The organism is Kangiella sediminilitoris (assembly GCF_001708405.1).
GTDB classification, from domain to species: domain Bacteria; phylum Pseudomonadota; class Gammaproteobacteria; order Enterobacterales; family Kangiellaceae; genus Kangiella; species Kangiella sediminilitoris.
Window position 1 is genome coordinate 968724 of the sequence record NZ_CP012418.1, and the last position, 19685, is coordinate 988408.

Here is a 19685-nt window from a genome sequence, read left to right on the forward strand (position 1 = left end):
GCTTTTGTAGGGGAGGGGAAATGAAAGCATCAGCAAGACATATCTTGGTAAAGGATGAAGAACTCTGTAAAAAAATAAAGCAAACCATAGAGTTCGGAGCAGACTTTGCCGCCTTAGCAAAAAAATATTCTTTATGTTCATCTGCCGAGCGAGGTGGTGAGCTGGGTGTGTTCAGGAAAGGGATGATGGTCAAGGAGTTCGATGATGTCGTATTCACTCTTCCAACAAAAATACTACACGGCCCCGTCAAAAGCTGTTTTGGCTTTCACTTGATTGAAATTCTACACCGAGAAAACACGTAAAAACTAAAAAGTCATATGTGACTTAAGCTTGATGCGTTTTTGAAGAAAAATTTCTTTACAAATTTTAGCCAAAAAATTTATTAAAACGTTATAATCCTGACACAGACAAAATAATAATAGATTCTATGAAAAAACAGCAACCTATAATCATAGCTGTTGCCTTAGCCTTAATGTTGGTATTGGGCTACTCTGCACATGCTCAGGATTCTAAAATTAGTATTCCGAAGACCAGCGGAAAAATTGACGTCGATGGTCGTATGGATGAACCATTCTGGAAGGATGCGACAAAAGTAGACTATCGTTACGAAACACAGCCTCGTATCAATATTGAACCTCTTGAGAAAACTACTGCTTATATTATTGAAAACGGCGACTCACTGTTGGTTGCCATTGTCGCCTATGACAGTGACCCGAGCCAAATTCAGGCATCTTTTCGTAAAAGGGACCGAATATGGGGTGAAGACAGTGTCGGTTTTAAGGTGGATACCTTTAACGATGAACGTAAAGCCTATAATTTCTTTGTCAATCCATACGGTATCCAGGGCGACAGCATAGAAGATGACGTCCTGGGTCGAGAAGACTCTTCCTGGGACGCCATATGGAACAGCGCTGGTCGAATAACCAAAGATGGTTACGTTGTTGAGTTTGAAATCCCTTTTAAAGTATTACGGTTCCCAAACACGAAAGGGAAAAAAGTCTGGGGGATTGATTTTGTACGCTTTTATCCTCGGGATTACCAACACCGTTTTGCTTACTCTCCTAATGATCGTAACTTATCTTGTGTGCTGTGCCAGATTGGTAAAGCTGAAGGCCTGGAAAATATTGTCAGTGGTAATAATCTTGAGATAACGCCTTATACGGCAGCGCAAAAGAGCGAGCGCCGAGATCCGCCTGTACAAAACGAGTGGCAGGGCGACGGTGTTGAGTATGAGGCCGGCGTTGACTTGAGATGGGGTGTGACCGATAACTCGGTGCTTGGAGCTACCATCAACCCCGACTTCTCTCAGGTTGAGACTGACGCGGCTCAGCTTGACGTCAACAAGCAATTCTCATTGTTCTATTCGGAGAAGAGACCATTCTTCCTTGAGGGAGCGGACTACTTCAATACTCAATATACGCTGCTTCATACGCGAAACATTGCTGACCCTGACTTTGGCATTAAATACACGGGCAAAAGCGAGGGTAACTCTTACGGTGCCTTAATCTCTCGTGATCAGAGCACGAGCTTTATTTTGCCGGGACCGCAGGGCTCGTCAGTCTATACCTTACTGGATGATAATGGGCAGAATGTTGAAAGTGATGTCGCAGTTGCGCGTTACGCTCTAGATGTCGGTGAAAATTCTCAGGTTGGTGTTATGACGACACATCGCTCGGCGGGGGAATACGAGAATAATGTTTATTCGGTTGATGGCGTGCACCAGCTCTATGATGCGGGCAGGCTACGCTACCAGGTGATGTATACCGATTCCGATAATACTGAAGATATGCAACAGAACCTTGGAATGGATCCAAGTACTTCCGGTATGGGCTACCGTCTTAACTATGGTCATAGCGACAAGCATTGGAACTGGTACTTGAGTCGTACTGAGTTTGACGAAGATTTTCGTATGGACGTCGGTTATTTAACTATTGTCGGCAACTCTAAGGACGTTGGAGGTCTGGGCTATCGCTGGTATGGAGATGATGATGACTTTTTCTATGAAAAGAAAGTAAAAGCAGAATACAGCGTCAGACACTTTACCTCGAATAACGACAAGTATGAACAGATCAGAGAGCTATCGATGGACCTATACGGAAGCTTGCGTTCGACGATTAATCTTGTCGGCGGTAAACGTGATTACTTTTTTGCACAGCAGTGGTTCGATCAGGACTTTTTCTCAGTTAACGGTAGCTTCCGTCCAGCGAGTGAGTGGAAACTAGGCTTTAATATCGATGTTTCAGACGACATTGATTATCGCCATATCCGTCCCGGGGAATACTTTGATTATGGGCTATATACCGAGTGGCAGGTTAATGATGCCTGGTTCCTCGGTGCAGACATTAGTGAAACCGACTTTGACGTCAATGACGGACAACTATTCAATGCGCTTATTTTTAACCTGAATACAAACTATCATTTCAGTGCAAAAAGCTATCTGCGGTTTATTGTTCGATACAGTGATGTTGACTATAACACCGAGCTCTATAGCGACCCCGATCAGGTCAGCAACCTGACTCGTACCAGTAGACAGTTACTGTATACCTACAAATGGAACCCACGTACGGCATTCTACATTGGTTACTCCGATAATGGTTTTGAAGACGATACCGTTAACCGATTTGAGAAAACAGGCCGTAGTTTTTTCACCAAATTTAGCTACGCATTTCAGTTGTAATAAAGCGCGCCTTAGGGCGCGTTTTTTATGCGGTTAAACATTAGGAACAAGAGAAAACTCCATTCAGTAAGGAAAATGTGTGTTTAAGCAATTTAAAGATTATCTAAGAGATGTTTTTTATAGATTAAAGCACGGTGGCGATAGTTGGATCTTAGCCATGGATGAAGTTAATGAATCATTTACATTGGTAAGGAATGGTAGAGCCTTAAGACAGATTAACTTTGATCATGTTGTTAAGGCTAGCATCGAAGAAACTTCGGCTATTACATACGATGTAGAAATACTTGTTCTAAAAATTAGTAATGCAAATACAATGGAAGTCACAGAAGAAGTATCTAATTATAATGACTTCAAAAATGCGTTAAAGAAAAGAGGCTTATTGCTTAGTAATGAAAATGTGATAGAGCTACTTTCTGAATAACTAGGATAGAAAATAGAGCTGTGCCCTGAAGCACCTTATTAATTTCACCCTTCGAAATAGCCTTGTACAGTCTGTTATGTATATGTATGAATAAAATTATTACTATCGTTTACCTGTTATTCACGTGTGTCAGTTGTGTAACTGTTTCCGAACACGCTTTCATTATTGAAGGTAATGTCAGTCAGAGCTTTAATAGTTGTATCGTAAAAGTGAAAAATACTACTGAAAGGGTTGTATTAGAGGAGCTGGTATTAAATTCATTCTCTATTGTAGTTCCTGTGGGTTCTGATGGTGCTGTTGGTTATAAAATTACTGCAATTTGTAATATTAATGGTATTAGTAAAAACGTTTATAACAAAAAGATAACTGAGGGAAATAGTGGTGCCAGCATATATATTCACTTGAACTAAAAGGAGTGAATAAATAAATCTGTCCCCTTTTTGTGTAAAGGGTGGAACAAAACGCATTAAAACCTACATTGGAGATGTAGCGATTGTAGAGAAAGAAGAAATCGTTGGACAGGAAGTTTCAAACCATAAAATAAGGTTTACTCACCGTGATCGCCTTGGTTCTGTAGTAACTCTGACGGATCATAATAACCAGATTCTGGAGCACAGAAGTTATGATCCTTTCGGTAAACCAAGAACAGGTGACTTTGAAGACCCTCTTATTCCAACCTTGCGAGAAGCGGTATTGGAAGACATCCACAGTACGGAGTTAGCTGATGAAGCACCGTTTACAAATCGTGGCTTTACCGACCATGAGCACTTGGATGATGCTGAACTCATTCATATGAATGGACGCGCGTATGATTATAATCTTGGCAGGTTCCTCAGTGTCGACCCGTTCATCCAAGCGCCTGGCAACAGCCAGAGTATGAACCCATACTCGTACATTATGAATAATCCATTAAGTGGAACAGATCCGAGTGGGTATAAGGCAGAATGTGAACAAGCCCTCGGTAAAGGTTGTGGGGATGATGAGCCTAAGAAGGAGCGCAGGGAAAAACGTGGGCAAGGTTTTTCGCAAGACTGGAAAACAGTCTACCAGGTTGATAATGGAGCGGATGTTATTCATTCGGTAAATGCTAAGGGTAGTACTGAAGAAGTTGAGAAGATCGGCAGTGAATTAAAAGATAAAGGTTATGAACTGACATCTGGTAGGAGTAATAGTGACGGTACAGTAGAAGCGAGCTACACTAAAAGTTACTCTGGAGGGCTTGATGAAATTGAAGGACAAATATCTGACTCTTTAAGATCTATTTCTGATATTGCCATGGTTTCTGGTCTTGCTGCCGATGCTGGCGGGCAATTCTTAGGCGTGGCTGGTAGTGCAAAAGTTATACCACAATTTAGCCCCGCAGGAGGTGTGGCCGGTTGGTCTGCCACCTGGGGTAGCGCCAATGGGCGAGCCTTTATGCAAGTCAGTGCTCTTCAAGGTCTTGGCTCTCGGTTAAGGGTAGCATCAAAAGCGCTAGGGTTAGGAGCTTTAGTTGGTTCAACTATTGCAAATGGTCTTGATCCTAACTATTCAAAGTCAGACGTTGTATGGAAGTTGGGTGCTGACTCTGCCATTGGCTATATTGCATTCAAAGCAGCTTCTTATGGACGCTTTGGAGGATTAGTCGGGCTAGGTGTTGGTGTTGGCTATGCTGTTATTGATTACCATGTGAATCAGACTTATGGTGGTTGGACAGGTTTTGCTAATTATCATGTTCGAGAGTTTCAGAGCGGGGTTTCTACCTTCCGACATAACATGAATTATATCCAACAGGAGCCACACGATGCGATGCATCGGATGTTTAATGTTCCTAATACCCACTTCAATATGGGGACAAGGCAATGATCACCTTCTTTAGACATTGTTATTACGGCGTGTATCTGTTTTTTAAGAAGCTTAAACACAAGCATCCCGATGAGTCGGCATTTGTTTGGATGGCAGGGGTGAGGATGCTAGTTTATGCTTGTGCTTTTTTGATTATAGCTCTTTATATAGATTTACAGCGTGAAGATATTTCTAAGTTATGGATTACCATTACTTTTTTCGCCTTTGAGATGGTAGTTTCTGCATTTATTAATGGGAAAAAGAAGTTTTCAATGATTGAGGAAAACTATAAGAAGTTATCAAAAAAAATACAGATGTTTTACACCGTCATTGCCGTAGCCCTGATGCCGCTATTGGTAATAACAATGCTTGCCATCATTTTTCATATCAAGGATACCCAAGGAATAGGATGGTAATAATAAGTTAAGGCTTTCGGAGTTTCACCAGCAGCCGTCGGAAGGCTGTCTGGTTTAGGCTCGGAAGTGTGAACAGCAGGGTTCGGAATTGAGGGCGGTGCCAGCAATTTAATGGCACCGCTCAATTTACGAGGGTGTTCCAGTCGAGATTCCGAAGCTGTTCCAGTTAGGTCTCCGAAAAACTAGGACACCCACATTTTAGGGTTAGGTAGTGTTGTGGTGCCTTGATTGGAATGGGTACTTCGGCTTTTGAGCTAAAAAAGGGATATTTTTTATAAAAATCTGCTCAATGGATGGTTTTTGTTAATATTCAGGCAGGGGTAAGCCTCAAGCTGACTTGATAGACGGGTTTGGAATATTGGTTGAAGTTACGTGGTTTTGGGTTTGAAGGACTTACCGTGTAACCAGTGTTGCCCGAGCCGGTGAGCGAGCTGACTTAAATTGTACCAATGTCCCGCAGCGCGCTTAAATCGCTTCTCGAAGTGCTGGGCTTGCAATAACCAGTCATCCTCGGAGAGGTTTAGGCGTTCGAGTATTGGCGGCAGTTTAGCGGGAATGCTGCCTCGCTTACTGTGCCGAATGGCGCGTCCCGACCAGTCGACCAGTTCCAAGTAGTCGGTTAAGTCAAAGGCGATGCCTTTGGGTTGCTCTTGTCGCTCGTTGCCGATAAAGGGTAATAAGGCTTTCTCTACATCCTAGAAAAACTAGGACACCCACATTTTAGGGTTAGGTAGTGTTGTGGTGCCTTGATTGGAATGGGTACTTCGGCTTTTGAGCTAAAAAAGGGATATTTTTTATAAAAATCTGCTCAATGGATGGTTTTTGTTAATATTCAGGCAGGGGTAAGCCTCAAGCTGACTTGATAGACGGGTTTGGAATATTGGTTGAAGTTACGTGGTTTTGGGTTTGAAGGACTTACCGTGTAACCAGTGTTGCCCGAGCCGGTGAGCGAGCTGACTTAAATTGTACCAATGTCCCGCAGCGCGCTTAAATCGCTTCTCGAAGTGCTGGGCTTGCAATAACCAGTCATCCTCGGAGAGGTTTAGGCGTTCGAGTATTGGCGGCAGTTTAGCGGGAATGCTGCCTCGCTTATTGTGCCGAATGGCGCGTCCCGACCAGTCGACCAGTTCCAAGTAGTCGGTTAAGTCAAAGGCGATGCCTTTGGGTTGCTCTTGTCGCTCGTTGCCGATAAAGGGTAATAAGGCTTTCTCTACATCCTGCTGGATGCGTGCCTGAATGGAGGTGTAATCCGAAGCCTCGGGCGTGGTGGCCATCTTAGCCCTAACCGGATTCAAATCGACGTACGCCATACACGACAGTAGGGCTGCTTCATCCAGCAGAGCTTGCGACTTAAAGCGCCCCTCAAAGAACTTACCCGAGCAGTTGTCCTCTCGATTAGCCTGCCTTGCGATGGATTCATTGAGAATACGCATTAGCCAGCTGATACTCATCAGGCGCTCTCGGTAATCCTCTACCAGCTCACTGAGCACCTCAAGCTCGGCCTCACCTAAGAGTGCACCTGCTAGATAGCGTTGCGCCATCATGCTGCCGTTAAACAGCCGTGCCCAACGCTCCAACACCTCGCGTGTCGACCAGCTCTGAGCTTGCTCATTGTCAATACGTAACACCAGATGATAGTGATTGCTCATAACGGCATAGGCGGCTACATCAATCGCAAAAACCGAGGTTAAATCAAACAGCTTATCCTCAATCCAGCTACGGCGGTGCTCATAATCCTTGCCCGTATAGCTATCAACCCCGCACAGGAAAGCACGGCGTACACAACGGCAGGTAATGTGGTAATAGGGTGTTGAGTGAATATCAATTAAACGGCTACGAGCCACAGTCATAAATGCCATCCTTAGCAATATCTATAACTAAAAGCATAGACCAGTTATCTACTACTGTCAGTGGCTAATGTCTGCTAAGATTGTGCGAAATAATTGTGGGTGTCCTAGATATTTTCACAGAGATATGGGATGGGGCGCAAATGAAAAAGGTACAGTTCATAAAGTCCTTTTCAATAATAAAAAATCATTTAGAGGTCAATCTCCAGTCTCAGGGCTAATTCATGAATTGGGACATGCTGCGCATTTCAATATGTATAGTAAAGCAGGTGCGGATTATAGGAGTAGTAAGTTTTGGGACAAGTCAAAAGATAAAGTCAGTGATATAGGTGAGCAATTCGTTACTGACAACTATGAAACCCCTTGGGTGCGTTTAATGGGGGAAACTGTAAGGGAAGATTACAATAAACCAAATTGCGGGTTAGCAGATACATGTTATGGTTCAGTGCAAAGTGGATGGAAAATTTTTGAATAGAAATGAGAAGGTTCGTAATGAAAAACACTATAGTAATACTATTATTTATTTGTGGAGTTTTTTCTTGTACTCCTGAAGTACATAGCCAAAGGCTTGGTGATAAACTTTATGTTGTGACTGAGAACCTTCAAATGAGTGACGAGTATCTCTATAAAAATACATTTTACGAGAGTAGGAAGAGTCTGGGACTGAAACTTGAGCTAAGGATATACCCTGATTACTTTCTTGTTAAGAGCGAGTGTCATTTTGAAAGAGCTTCGGAAGCTAATACGAGTAATTGTTTGTTAACTACGACTAGCTCGATAAAGTCTTGGCTAGAAATTTTAATAGAAGAAGAAGAGATCCCTCTCATGGATTGGAGTAAAAGCAAAGTATTATGGAAAGATATTAGTAAAGACGAAAACTATACTTTATTACAAAAATATAATATAGAACGATAATCTGAAAGATAAGGTAGAATAATTGGGAAAGAAAAAGGCATAGAACAAATAATTGGAGGCAGAGTACAATTTCTGATATTTCTTACAAAGGCATGAGCGATTGACTCATGCTTTTTTGTCTTGGTTTCATTATTATCAGTCTTTAGGGGGTAGGAAAAGGATATTCTATGGTAAGGTTAAAAACTAGGACACCCACATTTTAGGGTTAGGTAGTGTTGTGGGGCCTTGATTGGAATGGATGCTTGGTTTTTAGCTAAAAAGGGATGTTTTTTTATAAAAAATCTGCTCAATGAATGGTTTTTGTTAATATTCAGGCAGGGGTAAGCCTCAAGCTGACTTGATAGACGGGTTTGGAATATTGGTTGAAGTTACGTGGTTTTGGGTTTGAAGGACTTACCGTGTAACCAGTGTTGCCCGAGCCGGTGAGCGAGCTGACTTAAATTGTACCAATGTCCCGCAGCGCGCTTAAATCGCTTCTCGAAGTGCTGGGCTTGCAATAACCAGTCATCCTCGGAGAGGTTTAGGCGTTCGAGTATTGGCGGCAGTTTAGCGGGAATGCTGCCTCGCTTACTGTGCCGAATGGCGCGTCCCGACCAGTCGACCAGTTCCAAGTAGTCGGTTAAGTCAAAGGCGATGCCTTTGGGTTGCTCTTGTCGCTCGTTACCGATAAAGGGTAATAAGGCTTTCTCTACATCCTGCTGGATGCGTGCCTGAATGGAGGTGTAATCCGAAGCCTCGGGCGTGGTGGCCATCTTAGCCCTAACCGGATTCAAATCGACGTACGCCATACACGACAGCAGTGCTGCTTCATCCAGCAGAGCTTGCGACTTAAAGCGCCCCTCAAAGAACTTACCCGTGCAGTTGTCCTCTCGATTAGCCTGCCGTGCGATGGATTCATTGAGAATACGCATTAGCCAGCTGATACTCATCAGGCGCTCTCGGTAATCCTCTACCAGCTCACTGAGCACCTCAAGCTCAGCCTCGCTCAAGAGTGCGCCTGCTAGATAGCGCTGTGCCATCAAGCTGCCGTTAAACAGCCGTGCCCAACGCTCCAACACCTCGCGTGTCGACCAGCTCTGAGCTTGCTCATTGTCAATACGTAACACCAGATGATAGTGATTGCTCATAACGGCATAGGCGGCTACATCAATCGCAAAAACCGAGGTTAAATCAAACAGCTTATCCTCAATCCAGCTACGGCGGTGCTCATAATCCTTGCCCGTATAGCTATCAACCCCGCACAGGAAAGCACGGCGTACACAACGGCAGGTAATGTGGTAATAGGGTGTTGAGTGAATATCAATTAAACGGCTACTCGCCACAGTCATAAACGCCATCCTTAGCATTAGCATCGTTATCTATAACTAAAAGCATAGACCAGTTATCTACTACTGTCAGTGGCTAATGTCTGCTAAGATTGTGCGAAATAATTGTGGGTGTCCTAGGTATTTATGGTCAAAAAGATCGCTACCCACATTAATCAATACTTTTTGGTATCAACACCCCGATAGTTATCGTACTTCTCTTGCTGGTTTAGCCAGAAACTACGGCTGACTTTTGTGTAAGCTTCTAGTGTTCTGGCTAAGCCAGGGGTTATTTGAGTTTCGGCGCCTATAAAGCTGGATAACTCTTCTTTACTGATGCTCAGTTCATTGGCAGCCTGGCGAAATAATTGTGGGTGTCCTAGATATTTGATTTATACGGTACGAGCAATATCTAAAGGAAAATAGTTCTCTCACACAAGAAGAGATTGAGAAACGATGGTGCAAGGTGAATAAGGAATTAAAGAGCCAGTTTATTGTTCTTCGAGACCTTAATGGTGAGGCTTTCTCAGAAGGACAGCTGGCTGAACTGAATGCGGTTGACCTTAATTTTGATTTTATGAGTATTGGTAGGCGCTATATAGTATATTTATCAAATATCGGTCAAAACAAATATGAATATGAGCCTTATGATGTTGTTGACGTTACAAAAATCCCTTCTTCCGATTTTGAGCGACTTTTAAATATGCCTACAAGAAAGTTAACCAAATATCTAATTGAAAATAATTATTTAGGAAACTCCGACTTGCCTGCTGAACCTAAACCTAGATAAATTAATGAGAGTGGTATTTCACCAAAAATCCTGTCAGAAACAATGGGCATTGATATTTTTAAATAAGGTAAATAATAATTGGAGGCAGAGTACTAATAATTTAAGCTAGAAAATTAACTTTATATGCTTGAATGAATATTAAAAAAAGCTCCCAAAAAGGGAGCTAAAGGGTGATATAAGATTGGGGTAGGAGGAGTATCTTATATCTTTGGGTAAGAACTTTTACCATTTCATCTATGACTAACTTTAAGCCTTAGTGGCTCGTTTGCATGAAGTCAAAGGGAATCACTGTGTCAATTTCATCGCTCAATAAAATCAGTTCTGGGTGATTCTTATAGATGGACTTTACGACATCTTCCAAGGAGTTATCTTTAACATCAATCAGTAATAGATAACGTCCTTCTTCCACCAGGTCATAATATTTACGAAGCTTGTAGTTCTTGCTTTCAATACCAAGCAAGCCGCCGAGCCAAGTGCCGAAACCACTAAATAGAATAGTCGTGGCTACAAAGCCGAATGTTCCGTACAGGCCGCCGAGAGCCTCTGCAGTATATAGTGTTGTGGCAATAACCAGGCCGAGTATGGTGCCCGCAATGAAGCCCTTAAAGCTACCGTTCAATACGTTAGTCTTGTACCAGAAGTTTGCGGTATTTAAACCACGTCGCAGAACTCTGCCCTGTTTTTTCGCGATAACATGTAGATCGCTATCCTTAATGCCGTGTCCCTTTAAATCCTCATAGGTGGCTTGGACATGCTTGAGTTTATCTGACTCATATAATAAACGACTCATTATGTAACTCCTGTAACACGAATTTAAGTTTAAGCTATCAGTATCGATGTGAAGAAAACGTAAACTGTATTTAGGAGCTATATAAGTTTGTTAGAAGGCAGGATTGGGACAAGTGGTTTGTTTGCTTTCAAATAAAAAAAGGTGCGTTAAGCACGCACCTATATTTTAATGATTTTTAAGTCGTTATCTTTTAGAAGAAACGCTTTGTGGCTTCTTCAGGAACGCCTACGCCGGTTACCTGTGCTCGTTGCAGTAACTGCCAGTAATATCGGTAGGTTGCCCTGTCATGAAGCTCGCCTTCGTATTGAATCGGACCCCAGTCGTTGTCCTGTGCTGCAATAAGAATATTGGCGGCGTCATTTACTTCGGAGTAATCAGGTTTCATGGCATCTACTATCGATTTGATTTGTGTTGGGTAAATACTCCACATACGAAGGAAGCCAAACTCATTGCGCGCTCTTTCTGCATCTTTGTAAGTCTGGTAAGGATTTTTAAGATCCAGCGTTACGTTATGTGCAGGGACCACACCATTGGCGAGTGCGGCTGTGACCATATCTGATTTAGCTCGCGCAAGTAGGGGGTGATCGAATTGTCCGGGGCTACGCATACAGCTTGCCGGGATCGCACCCTGATGATCACTGACGAAATCCATCATGCCAAAGTCCAGTACCTGAACCCAGTCGATTTCTGCAATTTCCCAAGATTCCCTTAGAGCCCCATGAGTTTCTACCAGCACATGAATAGGTATTTTACGGTCTATGCCGGCGTCTTTAGCCTTGGCTTTGATGTAGTCCACCATTTCCTGAATATGTGCGGCGCATGAGGTTTTCGGAAGGGTGAAGTAGGCTACCCGATCACCGATTGCTGGGACCAGAATGTCCACGTCTGCCTGCCAATGGGGGTGGGTATAGTCATGAATACGAACCCCAGCCATATTATGCTTGTTTGTATCGCTGGATAAGATTCGCGCAATCATTTCTGCATGCTCTTTTTCTTTACCTGCCTGAGCTCCATCCTCGCAATCACAGGTGATATCAAACACAGGACCCAATTTGTCCTGTAGTTCTAATGCCTTGTTAATAAGTTTTTCACTTCCGGCGAAATGTTCACAGGAAGGAATGACGGGAAATTGTTTCTCAGCGTTAAATAATGCTTCGTTTGGATGAACCTTAGAGCTCACAATTTTCTCCTTTTAATTCAATGGGATAGCTAGTGACTTTAAATGTCATCATTAGCTTTATTTGAGTTTATAGTAACGATTGATAAGAAAAATTCAAACAATAATTTGAAATAAGCGTTTGAATATGGTTTATTTATCACTCAACACTGGTCGGATTAGTTAAAGTGATGCAAGAACATTCTTTTTTGGAAAAAGTCGATGAGCAAATGGTATTGGGAGGATTCTGGCCGGGGATTCAGCTGTATTATCCACCTGTAAAGTATTCTCCTGCCGATGGAATTTACGAGACAATGGAGCAGGCATCGCACCGAATGCGAAAATATGCCCACAATACTAACGCCCATACACTGTTATTTGATTTGGAAGATGGTTGTCGGCAAAAGGAAATGAGCCGTGAGTTACTGAGAAAAGAACTCCCGCTATTCGAAGACAGAAACTTTCAGATCGCCCTCCGTATTAACCCTTTCCGTACCGACGAGTACGAAGAAGATTTAAAACTCATCAAAGAATGCTCCGAATATATTGATGTGATTATTTTGGCCAAAGCAGGCGAAGTCTACGGAGCCGCAGAGATTCGTGATCTATCGGCCTGGTTGGTTGGCGTTAATCCAAAGATTGAAATTCAGCCGATTATCGAGCATCCGCGTTCGCTTAAGATTTCGCCCGAGCTTATGCAGTACTCAACGGTACGTCACGTGGTTTTTGGTATTCACGATTTCTCGAAAGCCATGGCGATTCACCTGACTCCGGAAGGTTGGATTGACGAATTAAAGACTTACCTGCGCATGTTGTTGCTTGAGGCACGTATTGCGGGTAAGGGTGTAATTGGTGGTGTCGAAGTGTTAATTAATAAAACACCGATGCCTGAATCCTACATTGAGCCCAATGAAGTTCGACGTTGGCTGGATCTGCACGGAGAACGTGAGTCGCACGTGGTACATCAACATGCCCTGGTCGAAGCTCAAATGGGTTTGACTGGTAAGCAGGTCATTCACCCATTCCATGTTCACCTGTGTAAAACTGCTTTTACACCGTCGCCGCTACAAATTCAGCGTAATGTTGATATTCTTAAAGCAGCAATTGCAGCAGACGCGTTACTTGGCGGTGCGATTAAGTTTGAAGGGGAGATGCTGGATCCCCCAATGTTTGGTAAGGCACTGCAGTCATTGCTTCGTGCATATGCGCTGAAATCATTAGGCGATAAAGATAAGGCTTTTGCGATAGAGGTTATCAAGAAAATGCCTGTCCACGTTATTCGCGAGAACTGGCCTTACGGCATGGTGTGATATGAAGTACCAGTTTGAAGATATTCTACAGCAGGACAGCAGTGGGAAGTGGAACTGGAATCTTCCACAAAGCTTCAATATCTGCGAAGCCTGCATCGATCAACATACAGATACTGACATTGCCCACCGTCAGGCAATGATTATTGAGAACGAGACAACGGGCGAACACTCGGCTACCTACCAGCAGCTCAGTGACTATACCTCTCAGTTTGCGAACCTTTTAAAGTCGCTATCGTTTAAGGCTCGTGAAAGAGTATTAATTCGTCTGCCTAACTCGATTGACTATCCTGTCGCATTTTTTGGCTGTATCAAGTTTGGTGCGGTATCAGTGCCAACTTCCACTTTATTATCAGCCAGCGAAGTCGCCTATTTAGCTAAAGACTCTGGTGCGACGATACTGGTTACCGACAAGTCGATGTGGCCAGAACTTTCATCAGAGCTGAAAGACACCGACGTCAAGACTGTTTTACTGTGCGGGGAAGGGGAGTTGCCACAAAGTAGTAACATCCGGTTAATTGACATGACACAGGCGCTTCAGAAACAGTCCAGTGATTTTGATATTTTCCCCAGTCAAATCAATGATCCAGCCTATCTTGTCTATACCTCTGGTACGACGGGCTATCCGAAGGGTGTGCTACATGCCCAGCGTGCTTTGTTAGGACGATTACCGGCAAGCCGTTATTGGTTTGATCTTGATGACAGCAGCAATGAGCGCATCATGCACTCGGGTAAATTTAACTGGACCTATGTTTTAGGTTCTGCGCTGATGGACCCTCTGTTGCATGGCCATACCGTTATTGCCTATGAGGGCACCAATGATGCCAATACCTGGCCGACTTTGATCGCGAAGCACGAGTGCTCGATTTTCATCGGTGTTCCTACCATTTATCGACAAATCGTTCAGAAAACAGATTATAGCGGTAGTGACCTGCCATCATTAAAACATTGCATGAGTGCAGGTGAGCATCTTTCTGATGAAATGCAGCAGGTCTGGACAAAACGTTTTGGTGCACCGATTTATGAAGCCATTGGTATGTCTGAGGTTTCCTATTACATATCACAGAATAAAAACGAAGAAGTGGTACCGGGTGCCGCGGGGTTTGTTCAGCCGGGCCATTATGTGGATCTGTTGGATAGTGAGGGGGAGCCAGTAGAACAAGGCGAGGAAGGAATGATATGCATAAACGATCAGGACCCCGGCTTATTCTTAGAATACTGGCAGTTACCAGAAGAAACAAAAACAGCTCGACATGACGGCTGGTTTTTTACGGGCGATTATGCCCGACAGGATGAGAAGGGGTATATTTGGTTTTTAGGTCGCAAAGACGACATCATTAATACGTTCGGCTTTCGTGTGTCACCGCATGAAGTTGAGCGCGTGTTTAAAGCTCATCCGGGGGTTGCTGACTGTGTTGCCGTGGGGGAAACCATTGGTCCCGATAAGACCTTGGTTTCGCTTTGTATTATCAGAGATCCCGGCAGCACAGTAACAGAGGATGAGCTTATCCAATATGGTCTGAAGCATCTGGCTAAATATAAGGCACCGAAAAAGGTTCATTTCATGGAAGATTATCCTAGAACTAAAAATGGCAAAGTTTTGCGAAAACAATTGATTCAACAATTACACAGTAAAGAGGCACTCTAATGGAATCGTCAATCAGTTATCGTCCACGTCGCACCATGTTGTACGTACCGACACATGTTGACCGTTACATGGAAAAGGCTCGCACACTGGATGCCGACAGTATAATTTTTGATTTTCAGGAATCCGTTCCGCCACAGTATAAAGAGGCTGGACGCGACATATTACGCAGAGAGTTATCACAATCGACCGATTATAACCATTCAGAGCTGGTGGTTCGAATTAATCCGATTGATGGAGAGTGGGGCAAGGGCGACCTTGAAGCTATTGCTGACTTGAAAATAGATGCGGTATTAATTCCTAGAGTTGAGTCAGCAGCACAGCTATTAGAAACAATTGACGTTATTGATCAAAGCCGGCCGGATAAAGTTGATATTATGGTTAACATCGAAAGTCCTCTCGGTGTGCTTCATGCAGAAGAGATTTGTGCTGCGAGCGATCGCCTTGTGGCTATTGTTATTGGTACGACCGATTTATCGAATGAGTTAAAAGTTAATCAAACTAAAGATCGTCTGGGTTTATTACCGAGTCTGTCTATTGTTATGCTGGCGGGGCGAGCCTATAAAAAGTGTGTCATTGATGGTCCTCATTTTGATCTGAAAAGTGTCGAAGCCTGTGAGTATTCTTGTCGTCAGGCAAGAGATCTGGGTTTTGATGGAAAAGCTGTCGTACATCCTATCCAGCTAGACTATACTAATGATGCTTTCACTCCAAAGCAGGTTGATATACGTCGTGCCAAAGATATTATTGAGGCAATCGAAAAAGCGAACGCCGAAGGTCGTAATGTCGCGGTACTTGATGATAGGCTGATCGAGCCATCTCTAAGGGAGTGGGCTGAGAGGGTTATCGCTTTATACAATACAGTTAAAGAGCTGGGACAAAACGAACTGCTAGGCTCTGTTCGATAGATTTAATTTGGGGTGTGAATGAACAAGGCAAATACTGGACGATTTTTCGAAGACTTTTCTCTGGGACAAGTCTTAGAGCATCCAATTCCAAGAACCATTACCGAAGCAGATGCCAGTTTATATTTGGCACTAACGGGGAACCGTTTCAGTTTATATTGTAATAAAGAGTTTGCTTTTCAGTTAGGTTACTCCAAACAACCTCTGGACAATATGCTTGTTTTCCATATTGCTTTCGGAAAAACCGTCAACGATATTTCGTTAAATGCAGTAGCGAATTTGGGCTATGCGGAAGTTGAGTTTCTACTGCCGGTTTTTGTCGGGGATACTCTCAGCGTCGTATCCGAAGTTATCGGTCTCAGAGAAAACTCTAACGGAAAGACCGGAATTGTTTATGTCCACTCTAGAGCCATGAATCAGGAAGGTTATCCTGTATTAAGCTGGAAACGTTGGGTCATGGTTCACAAGAAAGAAAAGGGTATGCACAATACTTATGCCGTTGAACCCCAGTTAAAAAATAGCGTTGGTTTTGGTGCGCTTAGTATCCCTGAAGAATTAAATATCCAGTCTTATGATGATCGATATAGCGGGGAGGCCTATCGGTTGGATGACTATGACAATAGAGAGTGGATTGATCATAAAAATGGTTTGACGATTGATAATAGCGAACACACCATGGCGACTAAGCTCTATCAAAATGATGCCAAAGTACACTTCAATAATCATCAGATGGAAAACACGCCACACCAGCAACGTCTGGTCTACGGCGGACATATTATTTCTTTGTGCCGTAACCTTACACAGAACGGGTTAGCTAATGCTCAGTGGATTGCAGCGATAAATGGTGGATCACATCTAAACCCAAGCTATGCGGGTGATACTATTTATGCCGTTTCTCAAGTATTAAAGAAGCAGGAGCTGGGAAGTGGTATTGGCGCTTTACGCCTAAGAACTTTGGGTTTTAAAAATGCTGACTGGGAGGAATTAAAACCGCTTTATGAAAAAGCTGTTGAATCCAAAAGTAAGCTGTCCTCTGATTTTGTTTTGGATTTGGATTACACCGTCCTGATCCCAAGCTAATTTTGTTACTACCTTAGTTGCTTTTTATGTGCTAATTTCACCGTTCCTATTCTAAGATTGGGCGGATGTCTGCTGTGGTATTAGCTTTTCTTAACACTGTTGATATTGGTATTGGCGAGCTATTTGCTCTGGCCAGTGCGCTGACCTGGGCAACGGCGGTCATTATTTTTAAAGTCGCGGGGGAGACTCTCAGCGCCACATCGCTTAATCTCTTTAAAAATATGCTTGGGGCTTCTCTGCTCATCCCTACCGCCATGTTCATGGAAGGGCTGACAATGCCTCAACTGACCTCGTGGGAATGGTTCATTACTCTGGCCAGTGGATTTATAGGTATTGCAATTGCTGATACCTGGTACTTCCTGGCCCTGAAAAAGGTCGGTGCCGGTAATACGGCTATTGTCGCCAGTCTCTACAGCCCCTTCGTCATAGGCCTTTCTGTTCTTTTCTTGGGCGAAAGTCTGAACATTATGCAAATAATGGCTTTTGTTCTAGTTTTGCTAGGCATCTTCCTTGTTACCTATCAAAAGAATCGTAAACATGTAGATGCGAAAACTTTCGTTGAAGGATTGTTTTTTGCCGTTGGTGCTGTTTTCCTCAATGCGGTTGGCATCGTTATGGTTAAGCGTATTCTGGAGGGAGACGGATTTTTCTGGTTAATCACATTAAGACTGCTGGGCGGAATTGCAGGGACTATCATGTTGCTTATAGTTTCAAATAAGCTGGTGGGAGTAATTAAGGAAATTAAAGAACCCAGAGGGTGGGGGATGTTGATTACTGCTAGCGTTTTAGCAACCTATATTACAATGATGTTCTGGCTGGCTGGCTATAAATATACTGACGCCAGTACTGCCTCTATTCTAAATGAGATGACAAATGTTTTTATCGTCGTTTTTGCCTGGTTATTCCTGAAAGAAGAGCTACCCAGAAGAAAGCTTCTGGGTATTGTTCTGGCGTTTGTTGGTGTGGCAGTTTTTATTAGCTATTAAATTTCCAGAAAAGTTTTATTCTGGCTAGATTAACTTGCATTAGACTACCTCGCCAACACGAACAATTTTCATTGCGTTGGTTCCGCCAAGAGTTCCCATGGAGTCACCCTTAGTGATAATAACCAGGTCACTGTGGTTAACATAGCCATGACTCACCAGTTCTTCTACTGCGAGGCGATTTACGTCATGTCTGGCGAGTACGGTCGGGTCAAACTCAAGAGCTTCCACTCCTCGGTACAAAGATACTTTCCGTAAGGTACTCAGGTTGCGGCTTAAGGCGAAAATAGGAATTCCTGAGCGTATCCTGGATAACCAAAGGGCTGTCGAGCCAGATTCGGTTAGGGCAATAATCGCTTTAACGCCTTTCAGGTGGTTGGCGCTGTACATGGCCGCCATAGCTATAGTTTCGTCAATTCTATCGAAGGAAATATCCATTCGATGACTGGAGGTTTTTGCCAGTGACTGGTTCTCCGCACCCATGCATACGTTCGCCATGGCATCAACTGTTCTCGCTGGGTTATCACCCGTAGCTGTCTCTGCACTTAACATGACAGCATCAGTGCCATCGAGAATAGCATTAGCAACATCGAATACTTCTGCTCGAGTTGGAATTGGATTATGAATCATGCTCTCCATCATCTGGGTAGCGGTAATTACGACACGATTTAGTGTTCGTGCCCGATCAATAATTTTTTTCTGAACGCCAATAAGCTGTGCATCGCCAATCTCTACGCCAAGGTCACCTCGGGCAACCATCACTGCATCAGATGCCAGAATAATTTCATCTAAGATAGCATCGTCGTTGACTGTTTCTGCTCGCTCAATTTTGGCGACCAGTGCACAGCTACCACCAGCTTCATAAAGCAAATGACGTGCGTACTCCATGTCTTCTGCGCTTCGTGGGAATGATACTGCCAGATAGTCAACGCTCATGCTAACAGCGGTATAAATATCATCTTTGTCTTTCTGTGTCAGAGCAGGGGCTGATAAACCTCCGCCAAGTAAGTTGATACCTTTGTTATTGCTTAACACACCGCCAACAATGACTTTACAGATTATGGTTGTGCCAGTTGTCTCCGTGACTTCGAATTGAATACGACCATCGTCCAGCATCAGGTGGTTTCCAACGGTAACATCACGAGGTAGATCTTTATAGTCGATCCCTACCGTGGTGCTGTCACCATCGTTAACTCCAAGTTCAGCGTCTAGTGTGAATGTATCGCCTGCTTTAAGGTTAACTTTTCCGTCTTTGAACTTTGAGATTCTAATTTTAGGGCCTTGCAGATCGCCTAATATGCCGATGTACCGATCCATGTCTTTGGCTATTTTTCGAATCTTATTGGCTCGTTCAATATGGTCATTGGCTTCGCCATGAGAGAAGTTTAGTCGAAAGACATTTGCACCCGCTTCAATTAATGAGCGAATAGCTTCTTCAGTGTCTGTTGCAGGGCCTAAAGTAGCAACAATTTTAGTTCTTTTAAGCATAGTTTTTACAAGTAAGGATCTTACCCTTAGTGTAAAGGTATTAAGATTGAAAACAACTATATTTTGTATCTTGTAACCAGACTTTAAAGCTTATTACAGACAAAGAAAAAAGGGGCCGAAGCCCCTTTGATTTTAAT

At 43.3% G+C, this 19685-nt stretch carries 19 protein-coding genes; 14 read left to right on the forward strand and 5 right to left on the reverse strand.

Features of this window, described 5'->3' with window-relative positions:
• Positions 1 to 20 precede the first annotated feature (20 nt).
• The 6 genes from KS2013_RS04570 (at position 21) to KS2013_RS04595 (ending at position 5338) form a co-directional block, all read left to right on the forward strand.
• Positions 21 to 302, forward strand: a complete 282-nt coding sequence (locus KS2013_RS04570; protein ID WP_068990389.1) for a peptidylprolyl isomerase — start codon at positions 21 to 23, stop codon at positions 300 to 302.
• Positions 303 to 427: 125 nt separating this feature from the next.
• Positions 428 to 2677 (forward strand): DUF5916 domain-containing protein, encoded by a 2250-nt coding sequence (locus KS2013_RS04575; protein ID WP_068990391.1) that lies wholly within the window; start codon positions 428 to 430, stop codon positions 2675 to 2677.
• Positions 2678 to 2756: 79 nt separating this feature from the next.
• Entirely contained in the window at positions 2757 to 3098 is a 342-nt protein-coding gene (locus tag KS2013_RS04580; RefSeq protein ID WP_068990393.1) for a hypothetical protein, read from the forward strand.
• An 86-nt stretch (positions 3099 to 3184) separates the two neighbouring features.
• Positions 3185 to 3508 carry a hypothetical protein gene (locus KS2013_RS04585; protein WP_068990394.1) on the forward strand — a complete coding sequence of 108 codons (324 nt, stop codon included), beginning with the start codon at positions 3185 to 3187 and terminating at the stop codon, positions 3506 to 3508.
• A 283-nt stretch (positions 3509 to 3791) separates the two neighbouring features.
• Positions 3792 to 4943 (forward strand): RHS repeat-associated core domain-containing protein, encoded by a 1152-nt coding sequence (locus KS2013_RS04590; RefSeq protein ID WP_211267781.1) that lies wholly within the window; start codon positions 3792 to 3794, stop codon positions 4941 to 4943.
• Entirely contained in the window at positions 4940 to 5338 is a 399-nt protein-coding gene (locus KS2013_RS04595; protein WP_068990401.1) for a hypothetical protein, read from the forward strand. The genes KS2013_RS04590 and KS2013_RS04595 overlap by 4 nt, the downstream gene beginning before the upstream one ends.
• Before the next feature lie 890 nt (positions 5339 to 6228).
• Here the strand turns inward: KS2013_RS04595 and KS2013_RS04600 are convergent.
• The gene (locus KS2013_RS04600; RefSeq protein WP_068990404.1) at positions 6229 to 7188 is read right to left on the reverse strand and encodes a transposase; all 960 of its coding nucleotides are present in this window, start codon (positions 7186 to 7188) and stop codon (positions 6229 to 6231) included.
• Positions 7189 to 7255: 67 nt separating this feature from the next.
• Here KS2013_RS04600 and KS2013_RS04605 point away from each other — a divergent pair, with 67 nt between their 5' ends.
• Both KS2013_RS04605 and KS2013_RS04610 read left to right on the forward strand, forming a co-directional pair.
• Positions 7256 to 7660 (forward strand): hypothetical protein, encoded by a 405-nt coding sequence (locus tag KS2013_RS04605; RefSeq protein ID WP_068990406.1) that lies wholly within the window; start codon positions 7256 to 7258, stop codon positions 7658 to 7660.
• 17 nt (positions 7661 to 7677) lie between these two features.
• Positions 7678 to 8100 carry a hypothetical protein gene (locus tag KS2013_RS04610; RefSeq protein ID WP_156768966.1) on the forward strand — a complete coding sequence of 141 codons (423 nt, stop codon included), beginning with the start codon at positions 7678 to 7680 and terminating at the stop codon, positions 8098 to 8100.
• 368 nt (positions 8101 to 8468) lie between these two features.
• Here the strand turns inward: KS2013_RS04610 and KS2013_RS04615 are convergent, their stop codons facing one another.
• Positions 8469 to 9428, reverse strand: coding sequence for a transposase (locus tag KS2013_RS04615; protein WP_068990412.1), 960 nt, complete (start codon positions 9426 to 9428; stop codon positions 8469 to 8471).
• 442 nt (positions 9429 to 9870) lie between these two features.
• Between KS2013_RS04615 and KS2013_RS04620 the strand changes: the two genes are divergently transcribed.
• Positions 9871 to 10194: a hypothetical protein gene (locus KS2013_RS04620; protein ID WP_068990415.1), complete on the forward strand. Its 324-nt coding sequence runs from the start codon at positions 9871 to 9873 to the stop codon at positions 10192 to 10194.
• A gap of 253 nt (positions 10195 to 10447) precedes the next feature.
• On the opposite strand, the gene KS2013_RS04625 is transcribed toward KS2013_RS04620, so the two are convergent.
• Positions 10448 to 10984, reverse strand: coding sequence for a hypothetical protein (locus KS2013_RS04625; protein ID WP_068990419.1), 537 nt, complete (start codon positions 10982 to 10984; stop codon positions 10448 to 10450).
• Between the two features lie 190 nt (positions 10985 to 11174).
• Positions 11175 to 12164 carry an HpcH/HpaI aldolase/citrate lyase family protein gene (locus KS2013_RS04630; protein ID WP_068990421.1) on the reverse strand — a complete coding sequence of 330 codons (990 nt, stop codon included), beginning with the start codon at positions 12162 to 12164 and terminating at the stop codon, positions 11175 to 11177.
• 167 nt (positions 12165 to 12331) lie between these two features.
• Between KS2013_RS04630 and KS2013_RS04635 the strand changes: the two genes are divergently transcribed.
• The 5 genes from KS2013_RS04635 to KS2013_RS04655 all read left to right on the forward strand — a co-directional run bounded on the left by KS2013_RS04635 (position 12332) and on the right by KS2013_RS04655 (position 18063).
• Positions 12332 to 13450 carry an HpcH/HpaI aldolase/citrate lyase family protein gene (locus KS2013_RS04635; protein ID WP_068990424.1) on the forward strand — a complete coding sequence of 373 codons (1119 nt, stop codon included), beginning with the start codon at positions 12332 to 12334 and terminating at the stop codon, positions 13448 to 13450.
• Position 13451: 1 nt separating this feature from the next.
• A complete protein-coding gene (locus tag KS2013_RS04640) occupies positions 13452 to 15095 on the forward strand; it encodes an acyl-CoA synthetase (protein WP_068990428.1) in 1644 nt (547 codons plus the stop codon).
• Positions 15095 to 16000: an HpcH/HpaI aldolase/citrate lyase family protein gene (locus KS2013_RS04645; protein ID WP_068990431.1), complete on the forward strand. Its 906-nt coding sequence runs from the start codon at positions 15095 to 15097 to the stop codon at positions 15998 to 16000. Before KS2013_RS04640 ends, KS2013_RS04645 begins: the two co-directional genes overlap by 1 nt.
• 18 nt (positions 16001 to 16018) lie before the next feature.
• Positions 16019 to 17077 carry a MaoC family dehydratase gene (locus tag KS2013_RS04650; protein WP_068990434.1) on the forward strand — a complete coding sequence of 353 codons (1059 nt, stop codon included), beginning with the start codon at positions 16019 to 16021 and terminating at the stop codon, positions 17075 to 17077.
• Positions 17078 to 17142: 65 nt separating this feature from the next.
• Positions 17143 to 18063, forward strand: a complete 921-nt coding sequence (locus tag KS2013_RS04655; protein ID WP_068990436.1) for a DMT family transporter — start codon at positions 17143 to 17145, stop codon at positions 18061 to 18063.
• Positions 18064 to 18102: 39 nt separating this feature from the next.
• On the opposite strand, the gene pyk is transcribed toward KS2013_RS04655, so the two are convergent.
• Complete coding sequence (gene pyk / locus KS2013_RS04660; protein WP_068990437.1) at positions 18103 to 19548, reverse strand: pyruvate kinase; 1446 nt, start codon at positions 19546 to 19548, stop codon at positions 18103 to 18105.
• Positions 19549 to 19685 lie beyond the last annotated feature (137 nt).